This window comes from Nocardia paucivorans NBRC 100373, assembly GCF_000308675.1.
Lineage (GTDB): Bacteria > Actinomycetota > Actinomycetes > Mycobacteriales > Mycobacteriaceae > Nocardia > Nocardia paucivorans.
The window spans coordinates 91793-108035 of sequence record NZ_BAGE01000048.1 but is presented as its reverse complement, the minus strand read 5'-3'; the positions used below and the strand labels follow the sequence as shown (position 1 = coordinate 108035).

General features: G+C 66.8%; 16 protein-coding genes. 10 read left to right on the top strand and 6 right to left on the bottom strand.

Translation table 11 applies throughout. From position 1 onward, the window contains the following. Positions 1 to 29: 29 nt before the first annotated feature. From tsaB to tsaD, 3 genes are read left to right on the top strand one after another with little or no spacing between them, the layout of a single operon-like run. Positions 30 to 758 carry a tRNA (adenosine(37)-N6)-threonylcarbamoyltransferase complex dimerization subunit type 1 TsaB gene (gene tsaB, locus ON32_RS17725; RefSeq protein WP_040792174.1) on the top strand — a complete coding sequence of 243 codons (729 nt, stop codon included), beginning with the start codon at positions 30 to 32 and terminating at the stop codon, positions 756 to 758. Continuing rightward, positions 758 to 1264, top strand: coding sequence for a ribosomal protein S18-alanine N-acetyltransferase (rimI, locus tag ON32_RS17720; protein WP_040792069.1), 507 nt, complete (start codon positions 758 to 760; stop codon positions 1262 to 1264). Before tsaB ends, rimI begins: the two co-directional genes overlap by 1 nt. Next, on the top strand, positions 1261 to 2301 hold the full coding sequence (gene tsaD / locus ON32_RS17715) for a tRNA (adenosine(37)-N6)-threonylcarbamoyltransferase complex transferase subunit TsaD (protein WP_040792068.1): 1041 nt from the start codon (positions 1261 to 1263) through the stop codon (positions 2299 to 2301). The genes rimI and tsaD overlap by 4 nt, the downstream gene beginning before the upstream one ends. Before the next feature lie 31 nt (positions 2302 to 2332). On the opposite strand, the gene ON32_RS17710 is transcribed toward tsaD, so the two are convergent. Next, entirely contained in the window at positions 2333 to 3784 is a 1452-nt protein-coding gene (locus ON32_RS17710) for a DUF7159 family protein (protein WP_051133379.1), read from the bottom strand. Positions 3785 to 4282: 498 nt separating this feature from the next. Between ON32_RS17710 and groES the strand changes: the two genes are divergently transcribed. Together groES and groL are read left to right on the top strand one after the other, a co-directional pair. Continuing rightward, a complete protein-coding gene (groES, locus tag ON32_RS17705) occupies positions 4283 to 4585 on the top strand; it encodes a co-chaperone GroES (RefSeq protein ID WP_040792067.1) in 303 nt (100 codons plus the stop codon). Positions 4586 to 4737: 152 nt separating this feature from the next. Further along, positions 4738 to 6342 carry a chaperonin GroEL gene (groL, locus tag ON32_RS17700; protein ID WP_040792066.1) on the top strand — a complete coding sequence of 535 codons (1605 nt, stop codon included), beginning with the start codon at positions 4738 to 4740 and terminating at the stop codon, positions 6340 to 6342. A gap of 125 nt (positions 6343 to 6467) precedes the next feature. Here the strand turns inward: groL and ON32_RS17695 are convergent, their stop codons facing one another. From ON32_RS17695 to ON32_RS17685, 3 genes are all read right to left on the bottom strand, one after another. After that, positions 6468 to 6719 carry an RskA family anti-sigma factor gene (locus tag ON32_RS17695; protein WP_040792065.1) on the bottom strand — a complete coding sequence of 84 codons (252 nt, stop codon included), beginning with the start codon at positions 6717 to 6719 and terminating at the stop codon, positions 6468 to 6470. A gap of 1 nt (position 6720) precedes the next feature. Continuing rightward, on the bottom strand, positions 6721 to 7296 hold the full coding sequence (locus ON32_RS17690; protein ID WP_040792064.1) for a sigma-70 family RNA polymerase sigma factor: 576 nt from the start codon (positions 7294 to 7296) through the stop codon (positions 6721 to 6723). Between the two features lie 384 nt (positions 7297 to 7680). Then, positions 7681 to 7974 (bottom strand): WhiB family transcriptional regulator, encoded by a 294-nt coding sequence (locus tag ON32_RS17685; protein WP_040792172.1) that lies wholly within the window; start codon positions 7972 to 7974, stop codon positions 7681 to 7683. 648 nt (positions 7975 to 8622) lie between these two features. Between ON32_RS17685 and ON32_RS17680 the strand changes: the two genes are divergently transcribed. The 3 genes from ON32_RS17680 to ON32_RS29630 all read left to right on the top strand — a co-directional run bounded on the left by ON32_RS17680 (position 8623) and on the right by ON32_RS29630 (position 11414). Continuing rightward, positions 8623 to 9516 (top strand): hypothetical protein, encoded by an 894-nt coding sequence (locus tag ON32_RS17680; RefSeq protein WP_040792063.1) that lies wholly within the window; start codon positions 8623 to 8625, stop codon positions 9514 to 9516. Between the two features lie 121 nt (positions 9517 to 9637). Next, complete coding sequence (locus ON32_RS17675) at positions 9638 to 10216, top strand: sigma-70 family RNA polymerase sigma factor (protein WP_040792062.1); 579 nt, start codon at positions 9638 to 9640, stop codon at positions 10214 to 10216. Further along, complete coding sequence (locus ON32_RS29630) at positions 10209 to 11414, top strand: anti-sigma-D factor RsdA (protein WP_040792061.1); 1206 nt, start codon at positions 10209 to 10211, stop codon at positions 11412 to 11414. Before ON32_RS17675 ends, ON32_RS29630 begins: the two co-directional genes overlap by 8 nt. Positions 11415 to 11633: 219 nt before the next feature. Here the strand turns inward: ON32_RS29630 and ON32_RS17665 are convergent, their stop codons facing one another. Continuing rightward, positions 11634 to 12038, bottom strand: coding sequence for a DUF5319 domain-containing protein (locus ON32_RS17665; RefSeq protein WP_040792060.1), 405 nt, complete (start codon positions 12036 to 12038; stop codon positions 11634 to 11636). 246 nt (positions 12039 to 12284) lie between these two features. On the opposite strand from ON32_RS17665, the gene guaB reads away from it, so the two are divergent. Then, on the top strand, positions 12285 to 13829 hold the full coding sequence (gene guaB, locus ON32_RS17660) for an IMP dehydrogenase (RefSeq protein ID WP_083874601.1): 1545 nt from the start codon (positions 12285 to 12287) through the stop codon (positions 13827 to 13829). Positions 13830 to 14283: 454 nt separating this feature from the next. After that, on the top strand, positions 14284 to 15450 hold the full coding sequence (locus ON32_RS17655; protein ID WP_040792171.1) for a GuaB3 family IMP dehydrogenase-related protein: 1167 nt from the start codon (positions 14284 to 14286) through the stop codon (positions 15448 to 15450). On the opposite strand, the gene ON32_RS17650 is transcribed toward ON32_RS17655, so the two are convergent. Further along, positions 15434 to 16225: an alpha/beta fold hydrolase gene (locus ON32_RS17650; protein ID WP_040792058.1), complete on the bottom strand. Its 792-nt coding sequence runs from the start codon at positions 16223 to 16225 to the stop codon at positions 15434 to 15436. The genes ON32_RS17655 and ON32_RS17650 overlap by 17 nt on opposite strands. Positions 16226 to 16243: the final 18 nt, after the last annotated feature.

Genomic DNA, 16243 nt, shown 5'->3' with positions numbered 1-16243 from the left:
GTGACCGTACCGGTATCGTTGACCGAATCATGCTCGTACTAGCCCTCGACACCGCGACCCCCGCCGTGACGGCCGGCCTGGTGGAACTGGGGCAGGCGGCGACCGGTGTGGATACCCGTGAATCGGCGGACACCTCGGTCTCCACCGGTCCGCGTACTCTCGCCGCCCGAGTACATGTCGACGCCCGTGCCCATGCGGAGGTTCTCACCCCGCAGATCCTCGACTGTCTCGCCGAGGTCGGCTGTGCTCGCACCGATATCTCGGCCATCGTGGTCGGTGTCGGACCCGGCCCCTTCACCGGGCTGCGAGTGGGAATGGCCACGGCGGCGGCATTCGGTGACGCCTTGGGGATCCCGGTGTACGGCGTGTGCAGTCTGGACGGGATCGCCGCCGATTGTGCCCCGGACCTGGCTTCGGACGCCGAACTGCTGGTGGTGACCGATGCCCGGCGGCGCGAGGTCTACTCGGCGCGCTACCGCGACCGGGGCGCGCGGCGGGTGGCGGGGCCGCAGGTGGGCAAACCCGGCGGATTGGATCTCGGCGCGGCGGATGTCATCGCCGGATCGGCATCCCATGTCGACCTGTTCGATCTGCCCGTGCTGCCGGTGGAGACCCCCTCGCCGGCGGGACTGGTGCGGGTCGCAGCCCCCGCGATCATGGCGCGCGCGACGCCGGAACCTCTGGTCCCGCTGTATCTGCGCCGACCGGACGCGGTCGAACAGAGTTACCGCACCGTGGATCGGACGGGAGTCCGCTGATGGGTATCGATATCGAACCCATGGTGGCCGCCGATATCGCGCGCTGCGTCGAACTGGAGCATCTGCTGTTCGCCGGCGACGATCCGTGGCAGGCGGCGGCCTTCCGCGCGGAGCTGGCGGCGAAGCACAATCGGTATGTCGTCGCCCGGGACGAGACGGGCGAGTTGATCGGTTACGCCGGAATCGCCTTGCTCGGTGACGCCGCACATCCGGAGGCCGAGGTGCACACCATCGGGGTCGATCCGCGCCGGCACCGGTCCGGTGTCGGAACCCGATTGCTCGAGGCGTTGCTCGCCGCGGCCGATCGCCGCGGCGGGCCGGTGTTCCTGGAGGTTCGCACCGATAACGAACCCGCTATCGCGCTGTACACCAAGTACGGATTCCACATCATCGGATTGCGTAAGAACTACTACCATCCCAGCGGCGCCGACGCCTATACGATGCGCCGTCCCGCGGCGGCGACCGTCGCGCCGGGGAACCCCGAAACGAGCGAGGTGCTGTCGTGATCGTCATGGGAATCGAGAGTTCCTGCGACGAAACCGGAGTCGGTATCGTGCGCCGGAAGCCGGACGGTACCTGTGAACTGCTCGCCGATGAAGTCGCCTCCAGCGTCGATCAGCATGCCCGTTTCGGCGGTGTGGTACCCGAAATCGCTTCCCGTGCACATCTGGAGGCGATCGTCCCGGCCATGCGTCGTGCCTTGTCCACGGCCGGGATCGTGGCGCCCGATGCCCTGGCGGTGACCATCGGTCCCGGTCTGGCCGGCGCCCTGCTGGTTGGGGTGGCGGCCGCGAAAGCCTATGCCGCGGCGTGGGATATCCCCTTCTATGCGCTCAACCACCTCGGCGGACATGTGGCGGTGGACACCATAGAGCACGGCCCCATGCCGCCGTGTGTCGCATTGTTGGTCTCCGGCGGCCACACCCATTTGCTTCATGTCACGGACCTGGCCGAACCGATCGTCGAATTGGGCAGTACCGTCGACGATGCCGCGGGAGAGGCGTTCGACAAGGTCGCCCGGCTGCTCGGGCTCGGTTTCCCGGGCGGTCCCGCATTGGACGCGGCCGCGGCCGGTGGCGATCCGAACGCCATCGCCTTCCCCCGCGGTATGACCGGTCCGCGCGATCCGCGCTACGACTTCTCCTTCTCCGGTCTGAAAACCGCTGTCGCCCGCTATGTCGAGGCGGCCCAACGTTCCGGTATCACCCCCGATCGTCTGCCGATTCCGGATATCGCGGCTTCCTTCCAGGAAGCAGTGGCCGATGTGCTCACCATGAAGGCAGTGCGTGCGGCGCAGGATGTCGGGGTCGACACGCTGGTATTGGGCGGCGGGGCGACCGCGAACTCCCGTATTCGATCTCTGGCCGAACAGCGGTGCGCTGCGGCGGGTTTGACGCTGCGGGTGCCGAAACCACGGCTGTGCACCGATAACGGTGTGATGATCGCGGCTTTGGGCGCGCATGTGATCGCGGGCGGGGCGAAACCCTCGTCGTTGGGTGTGGCATCGGATCCCGGTCTCCCGGTCTCCGTCAGCTGTGTGTGACGGCCCACCTTCGGGCCCCGGTGGTTCGGGTTCAGCCGGACGAACCGGTGCCCGGTAGTACCGGTCGGCTCGTGGGAGTGGTGCTCTGTTCGTCGTTGGTGGGAGCGCTCGGAGGATACGGCGGGCCAGGTGCGGAGCTCTCGGGGCTCAGCAGTTCGGGGAACGGGATGTGCGGCAGGTTCGGATCGGGGCGCAGCGTCGGCTGGGCGTGCGTCTCGGTCGAGGACTCGGTTGTCGTCGTGGGATCGATGGTGATGGGATCGGGATCGATATACGTCGGGTCCTGTGCCGGGTAGGTCACGGTCGGTGTGATCGTCTCCGCGGGCGGCGGAACGGTGGTCGGCTCGGCCGTGTGGGGGACCGTCGAGGTCACCGGAGGTGCGGGTGTACTCGACATCGGCGGCGGTGGGAGCCGGGCGCCGCTGGTCGTTCCCGCGGGCGAGACCTCCTCGTCGGAGCCGGAGGTCATGGTGTTCACGCCGTAACCGATGATCAGGCCGACCACGACGGCCGCGCCGACCATGGTGCCCAGGACCTTGGCCAAGGTGTTCGACGACTCGGATGAGCGGGCGGTCAGCGGCAGTGCCGAGGGTCGGGCGGCATCGGCGACCAGGGCGGCTCCCTTGGCGATCACCGCGTCGGGATCCGGCAGTGTCAGCACGGGGATGTCGAGTCCGCGTTCGAGTGCGGTGAGTACCGCCGGGATATGCGCACCCCCACCGATCACGACCACCGCTTCGGGTGCTCGGTCCCCGCGGCGGAACGACAATGCGGTGAATGCGGTCAGATCGCGCAGCAGACCGGCGATCAGTTCCTCGAAGTCGGCGCGGGTCAGTTTGAGCGGACGGCCCGCGACGTGGTCGATGGTGACGGCCGGCGCGATGGACAGATGTTCTTTGGCGGCGCGGGAGCGGTTGACCAGGGTGCTCCGGTTGGGACGGGTGCCGCGCCGGGCGTAGTGCTGGTCGAGCAGATGGCGGTAGATCAGGTCATCGATGGCTCGACCGCTCACGGCGGTGGTGCGGGCGGTGTGCAGGATCTCACCGCCTGCCCGGTCGGCGACGCTGACACTACATCCGGAGGCGCCCAGATCCACCAGGGCGATGGTGTCGTAGCGGTCGACCAGGCCGGTGCTGCGTAGGTAGGTCAGGGCGGCAGTGGTTTCCGAGATCAGGTGCGGGTTGTGGCGTCTGCCGACGGCCAGCCGGATCGCCTGTGCCTGCTCCTGATCGCGATAGGCCACCGTGACACCGGTGGGCGGACTGTCGATTTCGGGAGACGAGTAGTCGTACTGCGTGGTGGGCAGCTGTGTGGTCATCAGCTCGATCGAGGAGGCGACGAGATCGCCGAGATCGGAATGCGCGTCTGCGGAGACGACCCGGTAGTCGAAGGTCTGCGCGCCGTTCGGCGCGGTGGTGACCAGTGCCGAGCACACGACCTCGTTCCCGGCGGAGACACCGAGTGATTTTCGCAATGTGTTCACCTCCCTTCGAGTGGAATGGGCGCTGCTCGCGGTACCGGTATGCAGCTGTGTCGGGCGGCTGGGTGACGCTGGGCTGTGCTGTTCGTTACCGACGGTCGTTCCGGTGGTCGTTTGGCGTCCAGGCTGTTTCGAACAATATCGTCTCGAACCGTTATGCGAACGTTACAGACTTCGGGAACCGTTGGGAAGTCCTGAGCCTCTCCAAGATCAAGACCGGTCGGTCCGTGAATTCTGGCAGGAGTTCATCCGGCTTCGGTAACCGCCTCCGAATATGTTCAAACCACCGACTTTGGCACCTGCGGGCCTTGAGCGCTGGCACTCTCACGTATAGAGTGCTAGTCGGCACCAATCGTTGCCCGGTGCCAGGCTTGACACTGAGCAGGCGGTCCCGGCACCCGCGACGACGGGGCTATGCGCAGGGTCAGCATCGTGACCGAATCGATGGTCCGGGACAACAGTTCCGGACGACCGTTATCCCCTGAAAGTGGAGGGCTCAACGTGGCGAGCGTGAACATCAAGCCGCTCGAGGACAAGATCCTCGTCCAGGCCATCGAGGCCGAGACGACGACCGCCTCCGGCCTGGTCATCCCCGACACGGCAAAGGAGAAGCCGCAGGAGGGCACCGTCGTCGCCGTCGGTCCAGGCCGCTGGGACGACGAGGGTGAAAAGCGCATTCCGCTGGATGTCCAGGAGGGCGACACCGTCATCTACAGCAAGTACGGCGGTACCGAGATCAAGTACCAGGGTGAGGAATACCTGATCCTGTCCGCGCGCGACGTGCTGGCCGTCGTCGGCAAGTAATCCATCGCCGCGCATGCGTTCCGCCCCGGTGCCGACCCAGGTCCGGGGCGGAGTGCGTTGTACCGCGCAACTGGACAGCACGGTCGGGGACATGAGGGCGGTCCCGACCCGCGCCGCCACGAGCGGCGCAATCGAACACAGGAGCGAAACTTATGGCAAAGCAGATCGAGTTCGACGAGTCGGCTCGCCGGGCTATGGAGCGCGGTGTGGACAAGCTCGCCGACGCGGTCAAGGTCACCCTCGGTCCGCGCGGTAGGCATGTGGTGCTCGCCAAGTCGTTCGGCGGCCCCACCGTCACCAACGACGGCGTCACCATCGCCCGCGATATCGACCTCGAGGATCCGTTCGAGAATCTCGGCGCTCAGCTGGTCAAGAGCGTTGCCACCAAGACCAACGATGTCGCCGGTGACGGCACCACCACCGCTACCGTGCTGGCGCAGGCTTTGGTGCGCGGCGGCCTGAAGAACATCGCCGCCGGCGCCAACCCGATCGCGATCGGTTCGGGTATCGCCAAGGCCGCCGACGCGGTCTCCGAGGCGCTGCTCGCGGCGGCCACCCCGGTGTCCGGAGAGAAGGCCATCGCCCAGGTCGCCACCGTCTCCTCGCGTGACGAGGAGATCGGCGAGATGGTCGGCAAGGCGCTGACCACCGTGGGCAAGGACGGTGTGGTCACCGTCGAGGAGTCCTCGACGCTGCACACCGAACTGGTCGTCACCGAAGGCGTGCAGTTCGACAAGGGTTATCTGTCACCCTATTTCGTGACCGACCCCGACAGCCAGGAAGCCGTGCTCGAGGACGCGTTCGTCCTGTTGCACCGCGAGAAGATCAGCTCGCTGCCGGATTTCCTGCCGTTGCTGGAGAAGATCGCCGAGGCCGGCAAGCCGGTGCTGATCATCGCCGAGGACGTCGAGGGTGAGCCGCTGTCCACCCTGGTGGTCAACTCCATTCGCAAGACGCTCAAGGCCGTGGCGGTCAAGGCACCGTTCTTCGGCGACCGGCGCAAGGCGTTCCTGGAGGATCTGGCCATCGTCACCGCGGGTACCGTGGTCAACCCCGACCTGGGCATCAGCCTGCGTGAGGCCGGTCTCGAGGTGCTGGGCAAGGCCCGTCGTGTGGTCGTCACCAAGGACGAGACCACCATTGTCGACGGTGCCGGCTCCGCGGAGGACATCGCCGCCCGCGCCGCCCAGCTGCGACGGGAGATCGAGACCACCGATTCCGACTGGGATCGGGAGAAGCTCGAGGAGCGGCTGGCCAAGTTGGCCGGCGGTGTCGCGGTGATCAAGGTCGGCGCGGCCACCGAAACCGCACTCAAAGAGCGCAAATACCGGGTCGAGGACGCGGTGAGCGCCGCCAAGGCCGCCGTCGAAGAGGGCATCGTGCCCGGTGGTGGTACCGCGCTGGTGCAGGCCGCCGCCAAGCTCGACGAGCTGATCGGTTCGCTGTCCGGCGACGAAGCGGTCGGCGCCGAGGTGGTGCGCGGCGCGTTGAAGGCTCCGCTGTACTGGATCGCCACCAATGCCGGTGTGGACGGTTCCGTAGTGGTCAGCAAGGTCGCCGAGGGCAAGGAAGGCTTCAACGCCGCCACCCTCACCTACGGTGATCTGCTCACCGAGGGTGTCGTCGACCCGGTGAAGGTGACCCGCTCGGCGGTCATCAACGCGGCCTCGGTGGCCCGGATGGTGCTCACCACCGAAAGCGCCGTGGTGGACAAGCCGGCCGAAGAGAACGAGCAGGGCCACGGTCACAGCCATTGATCGAGAATTCGGTCGAGAAGATCGAAATCGACGGGCCGTTCATGTTCCCCAGCGGACGTGAACGGCCCGTTCGGGTATCGGGGACCGTTCGCCGGTCGGAACGCTGGGTAAATGCCCGAGAGGATTCAGGAAGCGACAGGAGGCTGTTCGGCCGAGATCGCCTGTAACAGCCGGTCGCGCAATCTGGGAGGCGGCGTGACGGCGGTGGCGACGGCCAGGGTAGCGACAGCTTCCCTGGCCTGCTGGACGAGCGTGAGGAACTCCGTGCGCTCGACTGGGTCGGCGCTGTCGAGCAATTGCTGTACCGCAGGTAAATCTTCGTCGTCGATCGATCCGAGCGCGACGGCGTGCGCGAGATCGATCCGGTTCAGGTGCATCTCACGTCACCCCCAAACTTTTCTTCAGTCGTGTCAATCCATCCCGAATACGGGATTTCACGGTGGGTAGACCCACGTCGAGGTGCAGAGCCACCTCCGAGTAGGTCCGCCCGCCGTAGTAGGCGAGCGATATGGCCTCGCGCTGGGTTGCGGTCAACGAGGCGAGACCTTCCAGTACGGCTCGTTGTTCGAATTTACGTTCCACCTCCTCGGTGACCTCGTCGAAATCATTGCCGAGCACCCGGATCCCATAGGCGACCTCGCGTTGGGTATGGGCTTGTTCGGCGCGGACCCGGTCGACGGCGCGGCGGTGTGCCAGCGTCATCAACCAGGTCACGGCAGATCCCTTCCCGGGGTCGAAGGTCGACGCGGTCCGCCAGACCTGGAGGTAGACCTCCTGGGTGGTCTCCTCCGCGTACCCCGGGTCGTGCAGGATGCGCAACACCAGACCGAAGACACGGGCGCATGTCCGGTCGTACAGCTCGGCAAAGGCTTTCTGATCCGACTGGCCGCAGCGCTGCAGAAGAGCTGCGAGCTCGATACTTTCGGCCGCGCGTGCCGAAACCGCAGATTCCACCTCCGGTGGAAGGGCTTCCCCACGGAACGAGTCGCCCTCTGCGGCCGGCGGCCGCGTTGTCACAACGCTCCATTCTGTGTCATCAATCACTACCATAACGCTTCGCTATGACCTTCCTGCACAAGGGTGTCCGCGACAGCGCGCGACGCCGCTCGACAGGCCGATTCGGTGGTGACCGAAGTCCTGGCGCACGCGGTGTGGGTCGGGCGTGTTCGCAGGTACGAGGCTCGACCGTTGTCTCCGATGTGGCCGGAGTTGCTGTGCTAGGGATTCGGCACACCGCGGTTCGCGGATGGGAACGGATCGCTGCCGAGGGGTTCGTACGGTGGATCGACGACCGGGCGTGTGGGTTGTGCCTTCCGGCTATATCGCGATACGGCCCGGCTATACCGCCATACGGCGGCGGGTGCGTCGGGTGTACATCTCCCGCTCGGTTTCGGACATGCCGCCCCAGATGCCATACGGTTCGCTGACCTTCAAGGCATGCGCGCGGCACTGCATGAGCACTGGGCAGGTACGGCAGATCTCCTTGGCGCGCATCTCCCGGGCGGTGCGGGCGCGACCGCGTTCACCGTCGGGATGGAAGAACACCGCCGAGTCCACACCACGGCAGGCACCGCGCATCTGCCAGTCCCAGACATCGGCGTTCGGTCCGGGGAGGTGGGTGGGCATAGGCATGAGATTGAACTCCTCGTGACGCGAGCTCGTCGGCATTGTCGAGCGAGTGATCGGTAACGGTCGACGGCGCTCGGCGGTCGTCCGGGCGCCGGCGCCACATTCGGCGGTACCGGTGGGTCCGCCTTGGAAGGTCGCTGCGATTTCGCGCTGCGCCGTCTGTGGCGTGGGGCTACGTTAGGGCTATCGACGAAATTCCGTCAATAGTTCGGAGCATCCGATTTCGGGAAGCTTTTGATCGTGGAATTTAACCTGAAAGCTGTTTACTTTCGCTAATCTTCCGGGGATACTGGCCGATTGGCCATGAATCGGATCGGGGTGCTTCCTGCCCTTCTGGTATCACCGCAGGCAGATGTCTTTTCCGGAGTCGACGTGGCGAAGCGGTGCGCCGCCGCCCGCGGGGCATCGATCGAACCGGAGTCGATACTCGCCACTCGGCACGATCGTGATGACCTAATCGCGGCGTTCAGGTTAATTGCGAGAAACGCCTTCGAATTTCATGCGCATATACGCACGGTTTGCCGTCTGGGATTTACATCGTGGAAACGTGACGCAACGAGTGAATGCTGGGTGATAGCTATCACAGTGGTTCGGGAGTGGGAGCTCGCCGTCGACATTACCGCCGAATGGCGCGCGGGATAGGGTGCGACGGTGTTCGTCCCTGCTCCGAGCTTCGAAACCCGCTCCGCTCTACTCGCCGACGCGGCATTCGGCGCCCATCCCGACCGGTCGGCCGATGAGTTGCCGATGGCGAAAAACGCCCTCGAAATCTGGTGGCGGGCCGTCGCTCTCGGTGGGCAGGGCCGCTATGCCGCCGCGCGGGTCGAATTGTCCCGACTACGTGTCGATACAACCGATCCGATACTGCTCGCCGTGGGAGCCGCCACCGAAGGATCGCTGCTGCGGCAGCTGGGTTGGCACGCTCGTGCCGCGCACCACGACGGGTGTGCCGCCGCATCGGTCCTGCCGCTCCTGTCACGAACTCACCCACGGCAGGAACGAGATACCCCCGGACCGGACGCCCTCGAGGCTGCCGCCGACGCGCTGACGGGTTTGGCCGCAGATGCTCTCGGCACCGGGCGGATCGAGCTCGCCACTCGACTGTTGGACCGCTGCGCCGCCCTCCTGGACCGCGACTCGGCGGCACCCCGCTGGCGGCCGTCGGTGCGCCTGGGGTGGGTACGCGCCGAAACCGCTCTCGCATCCGGGCAGGCGGCGCGGGCCCTCGCCGAGGCCGAAGCGGCGCTGCGACTCGCCGAGTGCTCTCCATCGCTGCGGCACGAGGTGAAATCCCGGTTGCTGGTCGCCGCATCCGCCGCTGCGGTCGGTGATATCGAACGCGCCCGGGTGCTCGCCGAGACGGTTGCCGGGCAGTGTCGGGACCACGACCTGTTGCCGTTGCGCTGGGCATCCGCCATGCTGCGGACCGGTCTTCCGGCCGAGGAGGGCGCGGGTCCGGATACGTCGGCCGGTCGGGAAGTGGCGGTATGCGCTGTCGCTATCGCCCGGCGTGGCGGTCGGTTCCGTCCGACGACGATGTCATGAGTGTCCCCCGGCTGCTCCGGTTCCCGGGCCGGTATCGCTATTGTTGAACCGTTCCGCCGGCCGGCGGAAGCATGGGTCGAAACCGGCCGTGCCACTTGTAACGCCAGGAATTCCGCTGACGATGACGCACACGGGCGAAGAGTTGGACCTCGCCGTCGCTGCCGCTGCGCAGGGCGACAGATCTGCTCTAGCTCAGGTATTGGAGATGATCCGCCCGATGGTGGTGCGTTATTGCCGAGCGCGGATCGGCTCCGCGGAGCGTGGTCAACTCTCCGCGGACGATGTTGCGCAGGAGGTCTGTCTGGCGGTCATGACAGCTTTACCCCGGTATCAGGACCAGGGCAGGCCGTTCATGGCCTTCGTTTACGGAATTGCTTCGCACAAGGTTGCCGACGCCCATCGCAATGCCTCGCGTAACAAGGCGGAGGCGATGGCCGAAGTACCAGATGTCATATCCACAGACCAAGGGCCGGAGCAGCGAGCTCTCGAATCGGAAACGAGCCGGCAGATGAACCGCCTGCTGGCCACGCTTCCGGAAAAGCATCGGGAGATCCTGGTCCTGCGCTTGGTCGTGGGTATGTCGGCGGAAGAAACCGCACTCGCCGTGGGCAGTACGGCGGGGGCGGTACGAGTTGCCCAGCACAGGGCGCTCGCGAAACTGAAAACACAAGTGGCGAGGGCAGGTGAAATGTATGGCTAGGGATGGCGGGCGCGGTCGTGGCGACCGGAAGTCGCGACGTGAACCGCAGGGTACCGGTCCCTATGCCGAGGGTTCCGGCGGCGACACCGGACCGGTTGACATCGTGGCGGTGCGCCGCGACGATGCGCTGATCGATGCCATCGCCGCGGGCGGCCCGGTTCCGACCGAGAGCACCGAGGAGTTCCAACTCGCGGCTCTGCTGGCCGATTGGCGAACGGAGATCATCACACCGCCGTTACCCGACGCTCCCGACCTCGATACCGTGGTTGCGGCGGTCAATCAGGAGATCGGCGCCCGCCAGGCCCGGATGGCCGCGCGCTCGGGTGGCAGACTTCGGCTGCTTCGGCCGATCGCGGGCACCGCGGCGGCCGTGGCATTGGTGATCGGCGGTATGACCGCCTTCTCCTATGCGGCCGAACCCGGCGATCCGCTGTGGGGTGTCAAAGAGGTGGTGTTCAGCCAGCAGGCCCAGGCGACCGTGGTGCAGCGCGCCGACAACGATATGGCCGCCGCGCAGACCCTGATCGATCAGGGCGATCCCGAGCAGGCCCGGGTTCGGCTGGAACAGGCGGCGGCCAATGCCGCCCGGGTGGACGACCCGGAGAAGCGCACCGATCTGATGGACGTCTGGCAGCGGCTGCTCGCGGAACTGCGCAATATCGCTCCGGAGGCAGCGCAGCAGCTGGAGCAGAGCGTGCCCGTTGCTCCGCCGTCGGTCGATTCGAACCGGACGCAGTTGCCGGCGCATCCGGGGAATGTGGCCCCCGAAACCTCGGATAGAACGCAGGTGCCGGGTGCGCCCGCGCCGACCACCTCCGAGGGTCCGTCCATTCTGCGGACCGGGGAGCCCGGGCAGTCGAGCGGTACGCAGCCGACCCGACCCACCGGGCCGCGGCCCACCCGCCCGGAGGGGCCGGGTGCGACGATTGCTCCTGGCCCGGGCACCGGCGGTCCGAGTGGTCCCGATATTCCGGATACCACCGCGGTCCCGACCCCGTCCGAGGATGTCTCCCAGCCCCCGGCGACCCCGTCCACCGTGAGTTCACCCACGCCGGCCGAACCTACGCCGGTGCAGCCTCCGGTGGACAGCGAGACCGAGGCTCCGACACCATCGACCGTCCCCGACACCAACAGCGGCCCGTCGCTGCCGCCGGGCATACCGCAGATTCCCGGTATCGGGCCGGGCGGAGTCAACTGAGGCCGGGCGCGAGGACCGAAGACGAGACAGGGCCGACCGCCGCGGCGGTCGGTTTTCTGTGTTCGGGTTCTTGTTGTATGTGATCAATATCTCGAGAATTCATACTCCGAGATCAAACCGTGGCCGACGTCACGAGGGCGCGATCGAGCCCCGTGCGCGGTTCCCGGTCGTGCTCCACCGGAGAACCGCGACGGTTCGCGCGAACGGACCTATGTCCGTCTAGGCGTCGAATCCGTCGCCGTGAAACGCCTCGTTCATCGACGCGTCGGCGTACCCGCGGCAATAGTCCCAGGTGACATACGCCTCCGGGGTCGGGTCGTAGGCCGGTTCATGGGGGCGCACCGTGCCGTCGACCAGTAGTTGCAGCAGGTTGGCGCGCAACATGTCCCAGTCGTGGTAGTGATCTTGCCTACAGTCCTCGCAGCTCACTACCAGGCCGCGAATCCCACGATGGGCCAGCAGCGCTTCGTAGACCGCGAGGTCGGCGAGATCCTCCTCGACCGCAAGGCGCTCATGAGGATCCAGCGGCTCCCCCGGCTCGATGGCGTCGAGCGCGGCGGACGGGTCGGAGGGGTCCCCGGCGAACGGATCCGGCGGCAAGCCAGGTGGTAGATGGTCACGCACACACCCACGGTACGCAGAACAGGGTGGTCTGCGCCAGCGCTGCGCGCCGTCAGTTTGCCGATGGCCTCGGTTGATCCGGTGTTCACCCCGCCCGATACCATGGGATCCATAGGTCGACGAGTATCCGATGTCCCCTATCACCTCGGTGATGCGGGCCGGGCTCGCGCCTCAGTCCATCCCGAGCAACAGTTCGTTACCCGGTCGTACCGGTGTAGCCCTGTCGACGTCCAGGAGGGGTCGATCCGAATGAGTACTCCCGTGCCGGGCGAGCAAGTCACTGTCCGCCCCTCAACGGGTGGTGACGATCCGAACAAGGTGGCCATGCTCGGCCTCACATTCGACGATGTGTTGCTGCTACCCGCCGCCTCGGATCTGATCCCCAGTTCGGTCGACACATCGAGTCAGCTGACCAGGGAGATCCGGCTGCGCACGCCGCTGGTGAGTTCCGCCATGGACACCGTCACCGAGGCCCGGATGGCGATCGCCATGGCCCGAGCGGGTGGTATGGGTGTGCTGCACCGCAACCTCTCCGCGGCCGATCAGGCGAGCCAGGTGGAAACGGTGAAGCGGTCCGAGGCCGGCATGGTGACCGATCCGGTGACCTGCCGCCCCACCGACACCCTCGCCGAGGTCGACGCCATGTGCGCGCGATTCCGGATCTCCGGTCTTCCGGTGGTGGACGAGACCGGTGCGCTGGTGGGCATCATCACCAACCGCGATATGCGGTTCGAGGTGGATCAGAATCGCCGGGTCGCCGATGTGATGACCAAGGCCCCGCTGATCACCGCCCAGGAGGGTGTGACCGCGGAGGCGGCGCTGGGCCTGCTGCGCCGGCACAAGGTGGAGAAACTGCCCATTGTGGACGGTAACGGCCGACTGCGCGGGCTCATCACCGTCAAGGACTTCGTCAAGACCGATCAGTACCCCGACGCCACCAAGGACCGGGACGGCCGGCTATTGGTGGGCGCGGCCGTCGGTGTCGGCGACGACGCCTGGTCGCGGGCCATGAACCTGGTGGATGCCGGGGTGGATGTGCTGGTGGTGGATACCGCGCACGGCCATCAGGTGCAGGTTCTGCGGATGGTATCCAAGCTCAAGGCCGAGGTCGGCGATCGGATTCAGATCGTCGGTGGCAATATCGCCACCCGCGCGGGCGCCGCCGCGCTGGTCGAGGCCGGCGCCGATGCGGTGAAGGTCGGGGTGGGCCCCGGTTCCATCTGCACCACCCGAGTCGTGGCCGGTGTCGGCGCGCCGCAGATCACCGCGATCCTGGAGGCCGTGGCGGTCTGCAAACCCGCCGGAGTTCCGGTGATCGCCGACGGTGGTATCCAGTTCTCCGGTGATATCGCCAAGGCCATCGCCGCCGGCGCCTCCACCGTGATGCTCGGATCCCTGCTGGCCGGCACCGCCGAATCCCCGGGCGAGCTGATCCTGGTCAGTGGTAAACAGTTCAAGAGCTACCGCGGTATGGGCTCGCTGGGCGCCATGCAGGGCCGAGGCCAGGCCAAGTCCTTCTCCAAGGACCGTTATTTCCAGGACGACGTCCTGGCCGAGGACAAGCTGGTTCCGGAAGGCATCGAGGGCCGGGTGCCGTTCCGCGGGCCGGTGCGTCAGGTTATCCACCAACTCGTCGGCGGTCTGCGTGCCGGTATGGGCTACACGGGTGCCCAGACCATCCCGCAGCTGCAGGAGGCGCAGTTCGTGCAGATCACCGCGGCAGGTCTGAAGGAAAGCCACCCGCACGACATCACCATGACCGTCGAGGCCCCGAACTACACCGGTCGCGCATAGTTTCGGTTCCGGGTCCCGGACCGGGGCCCGGAACCACTCGTCGTCCGCCCGTGCCGTTCCGGCGTCGGCGGTCTCGCATCACCGGACGACCCGAAGCCGTCCCCGAATGCCCGGAAAAGCTCGCGTGTCGTCGTGCCCGTTCGCGAATCCACCGTCGATTCCGCGGGTTTCGCGTCCGTTTCGGCCTGCCCGGCCCCTACTCTCACGCCGCCGCCCGAGCCACCCACACCCCCTGTGTATCGTTCATACCTGGACATGCGCGGCGGCACCCGCCCGAATCGACCCCGCCGGGAGCCGCGCCGTCGCGGCCGGAGTTCGCGGCCTTTCTCGTGTTTTCGAACCCCGAAGCGCCGTGCCGAAGGCGCTGATTCCGGGGTGTGGAAACCCGGGACGTCGAGGGGACGTGGACACGCCCGTGCGAACGCGCGGGCCCATCAACATCAGGAGAATGCAAGTGCGCGATATGGTCGAGATCGGTATGGGGCGGACAGCGCGTCGCACCTACGAGTTGGACGATATCGATATCGTCCCCTCGCGCCGTACCCGTTCGGCCAAGCTGGTATCGCTGGCCTGGCAGTTGGACGCCTACCGCTTCGATATCCCGTTCCTCACCCACCCCACCGACGCGGTGGTATCGCCGGAGTTCGCGATCGAAATGGGACGCCAGGGCGGCCTCGGTGTCATCAACGGTGAGGGGTTGTGGGCGCGGCATGCCGATGTCTCGGCCAAGATCGACCAGTTGATCGAGTTGGCCCATAAGGACGGCCACGACGGACAGGACCGCGCCGTCGCGTTGTTGCAGGAACTGCACGCGGCCCCGATGCAGCCGGATCTGTTGGCGGCGGCGGTGGCGCAGGTGCGCGGGGCCGGGGTGACGGTGGCGGTACGGGTGAGTCCGCAGAACGCGCAGACGCTGACCCCGGCGTTGGTGCAGGCCGGAATCGACCTGTTGGTGGTGCAGGGCACCATTATCTCCGCCGAACACGTCGGTAACGGCGAACCGTTGAACCTCAAGACGTTCATCGCGGAACTGGATGTTCCGGTGGTCGCCGGCGGGGTGAGCGATCACCGGACGGCACTGCACCTGATGCGTACCGGTGCGGCCGGGGTGATCGTCGGTTACGGCTCGTATCCGGGTGCCACGACGACCGGTGAGGTACTCGGTATCGGGGTGCCGATGGCCACGGCCATCGCCGATGCGGCCGCCGCTCGTCGGGACTATCTGGATGAGACCGGCGGGCGATATGTGCACGTCATCGCCGATGGCGATATCGCCACCTCCGGTGACCTGGCGAAGGCCATCGCCTGTGGCGCCGATGCCGCCATGCTCGGTGTGCCCCTGGCGGTGGCGGCGGAGGCGCCGGGCCGCGGCTGGTATTGGCCATCGGCGGCCGCGCATCCGTCGGTACCGCGGGGTTCGCTGCTCCAGGTGGACGATCCGTGGAGTGGAGAGGGAGCGGCAACCGCCGCGCGCCCGAGCCTCGAGCGGGTGCTGTTCGGCCCCTCCGACGACCCCTACGGTTCGTTGAACCTCGTGGGTGGATTGCGGCGGTCCATGGCCAAGGCCGGATACTCGGATCTGAAGGAGTTCCAGAAGGTCGGGCTCAGCGTTCGAGCTTGATACCGCTCAGGAACTGGCGGATGGCGCGGTTCATCCGTTCCGGATGGGTGAGGGTGACCGCGGGGCGGCCGCCATCGATTTCGAGATAGGTGGAGTTGCCGATCCGCTCCGCCAGCTGTTGCACCCGGGTGCGGTCGATTCCGCTGTGTGTGGCGTGAACTACCAGGGTGGGGCAGGTGATCTCGGGAAGCCGTTCCAGCACGGAGTCACGGCCGAGGAGACAGGCCGCCGCGGCCTCTATGCCGTCCCGCTCGGGTGCGCTCCAACGTTCGATCCAGAATCGACGGTGCCGTTCGTCGTCGCCGAGCAGCCAATGGGCCAGTTGCTCGGCGGCGCGCGGCCGGGAGGTCTCGTCGTACCACTCGTCCAGGAACCGGCGGGTGCCGGCGGCCTGTTCGGGGGCGGCGGCGTGGGCGTCGGTGCTGATCAGGATGAGCGCGGAGACCCGTTCCGGAGCCACGAGAGCGGTACGCAGCGCGGTGAAGCCGCCGTGGGCGCTGCCGCCGATCACCGCGCGTTCGACACCGAGATGGTCGAGCACGGTCAGCGCGTCGCGGGCGGAGGTCCAGTAGGTGAACGGGAGTCCTTGGTCACGCGTGCGTCCGTGGCCGCGTGCGTCCCAGGACACCACCCGGAACTCCGGCGCCAGGGCGGACATCTGGGCGGCGAACATGGTCCGGTCCATGAGGAATTCGTGCGCCAGCAGCACTATCGGCCCGTCTCCCCCAGTGTCCTCGTAATGGATATCGGCATCGATCGCACGAGCGAATGGCACGCCGTCGAGAATAGCCAG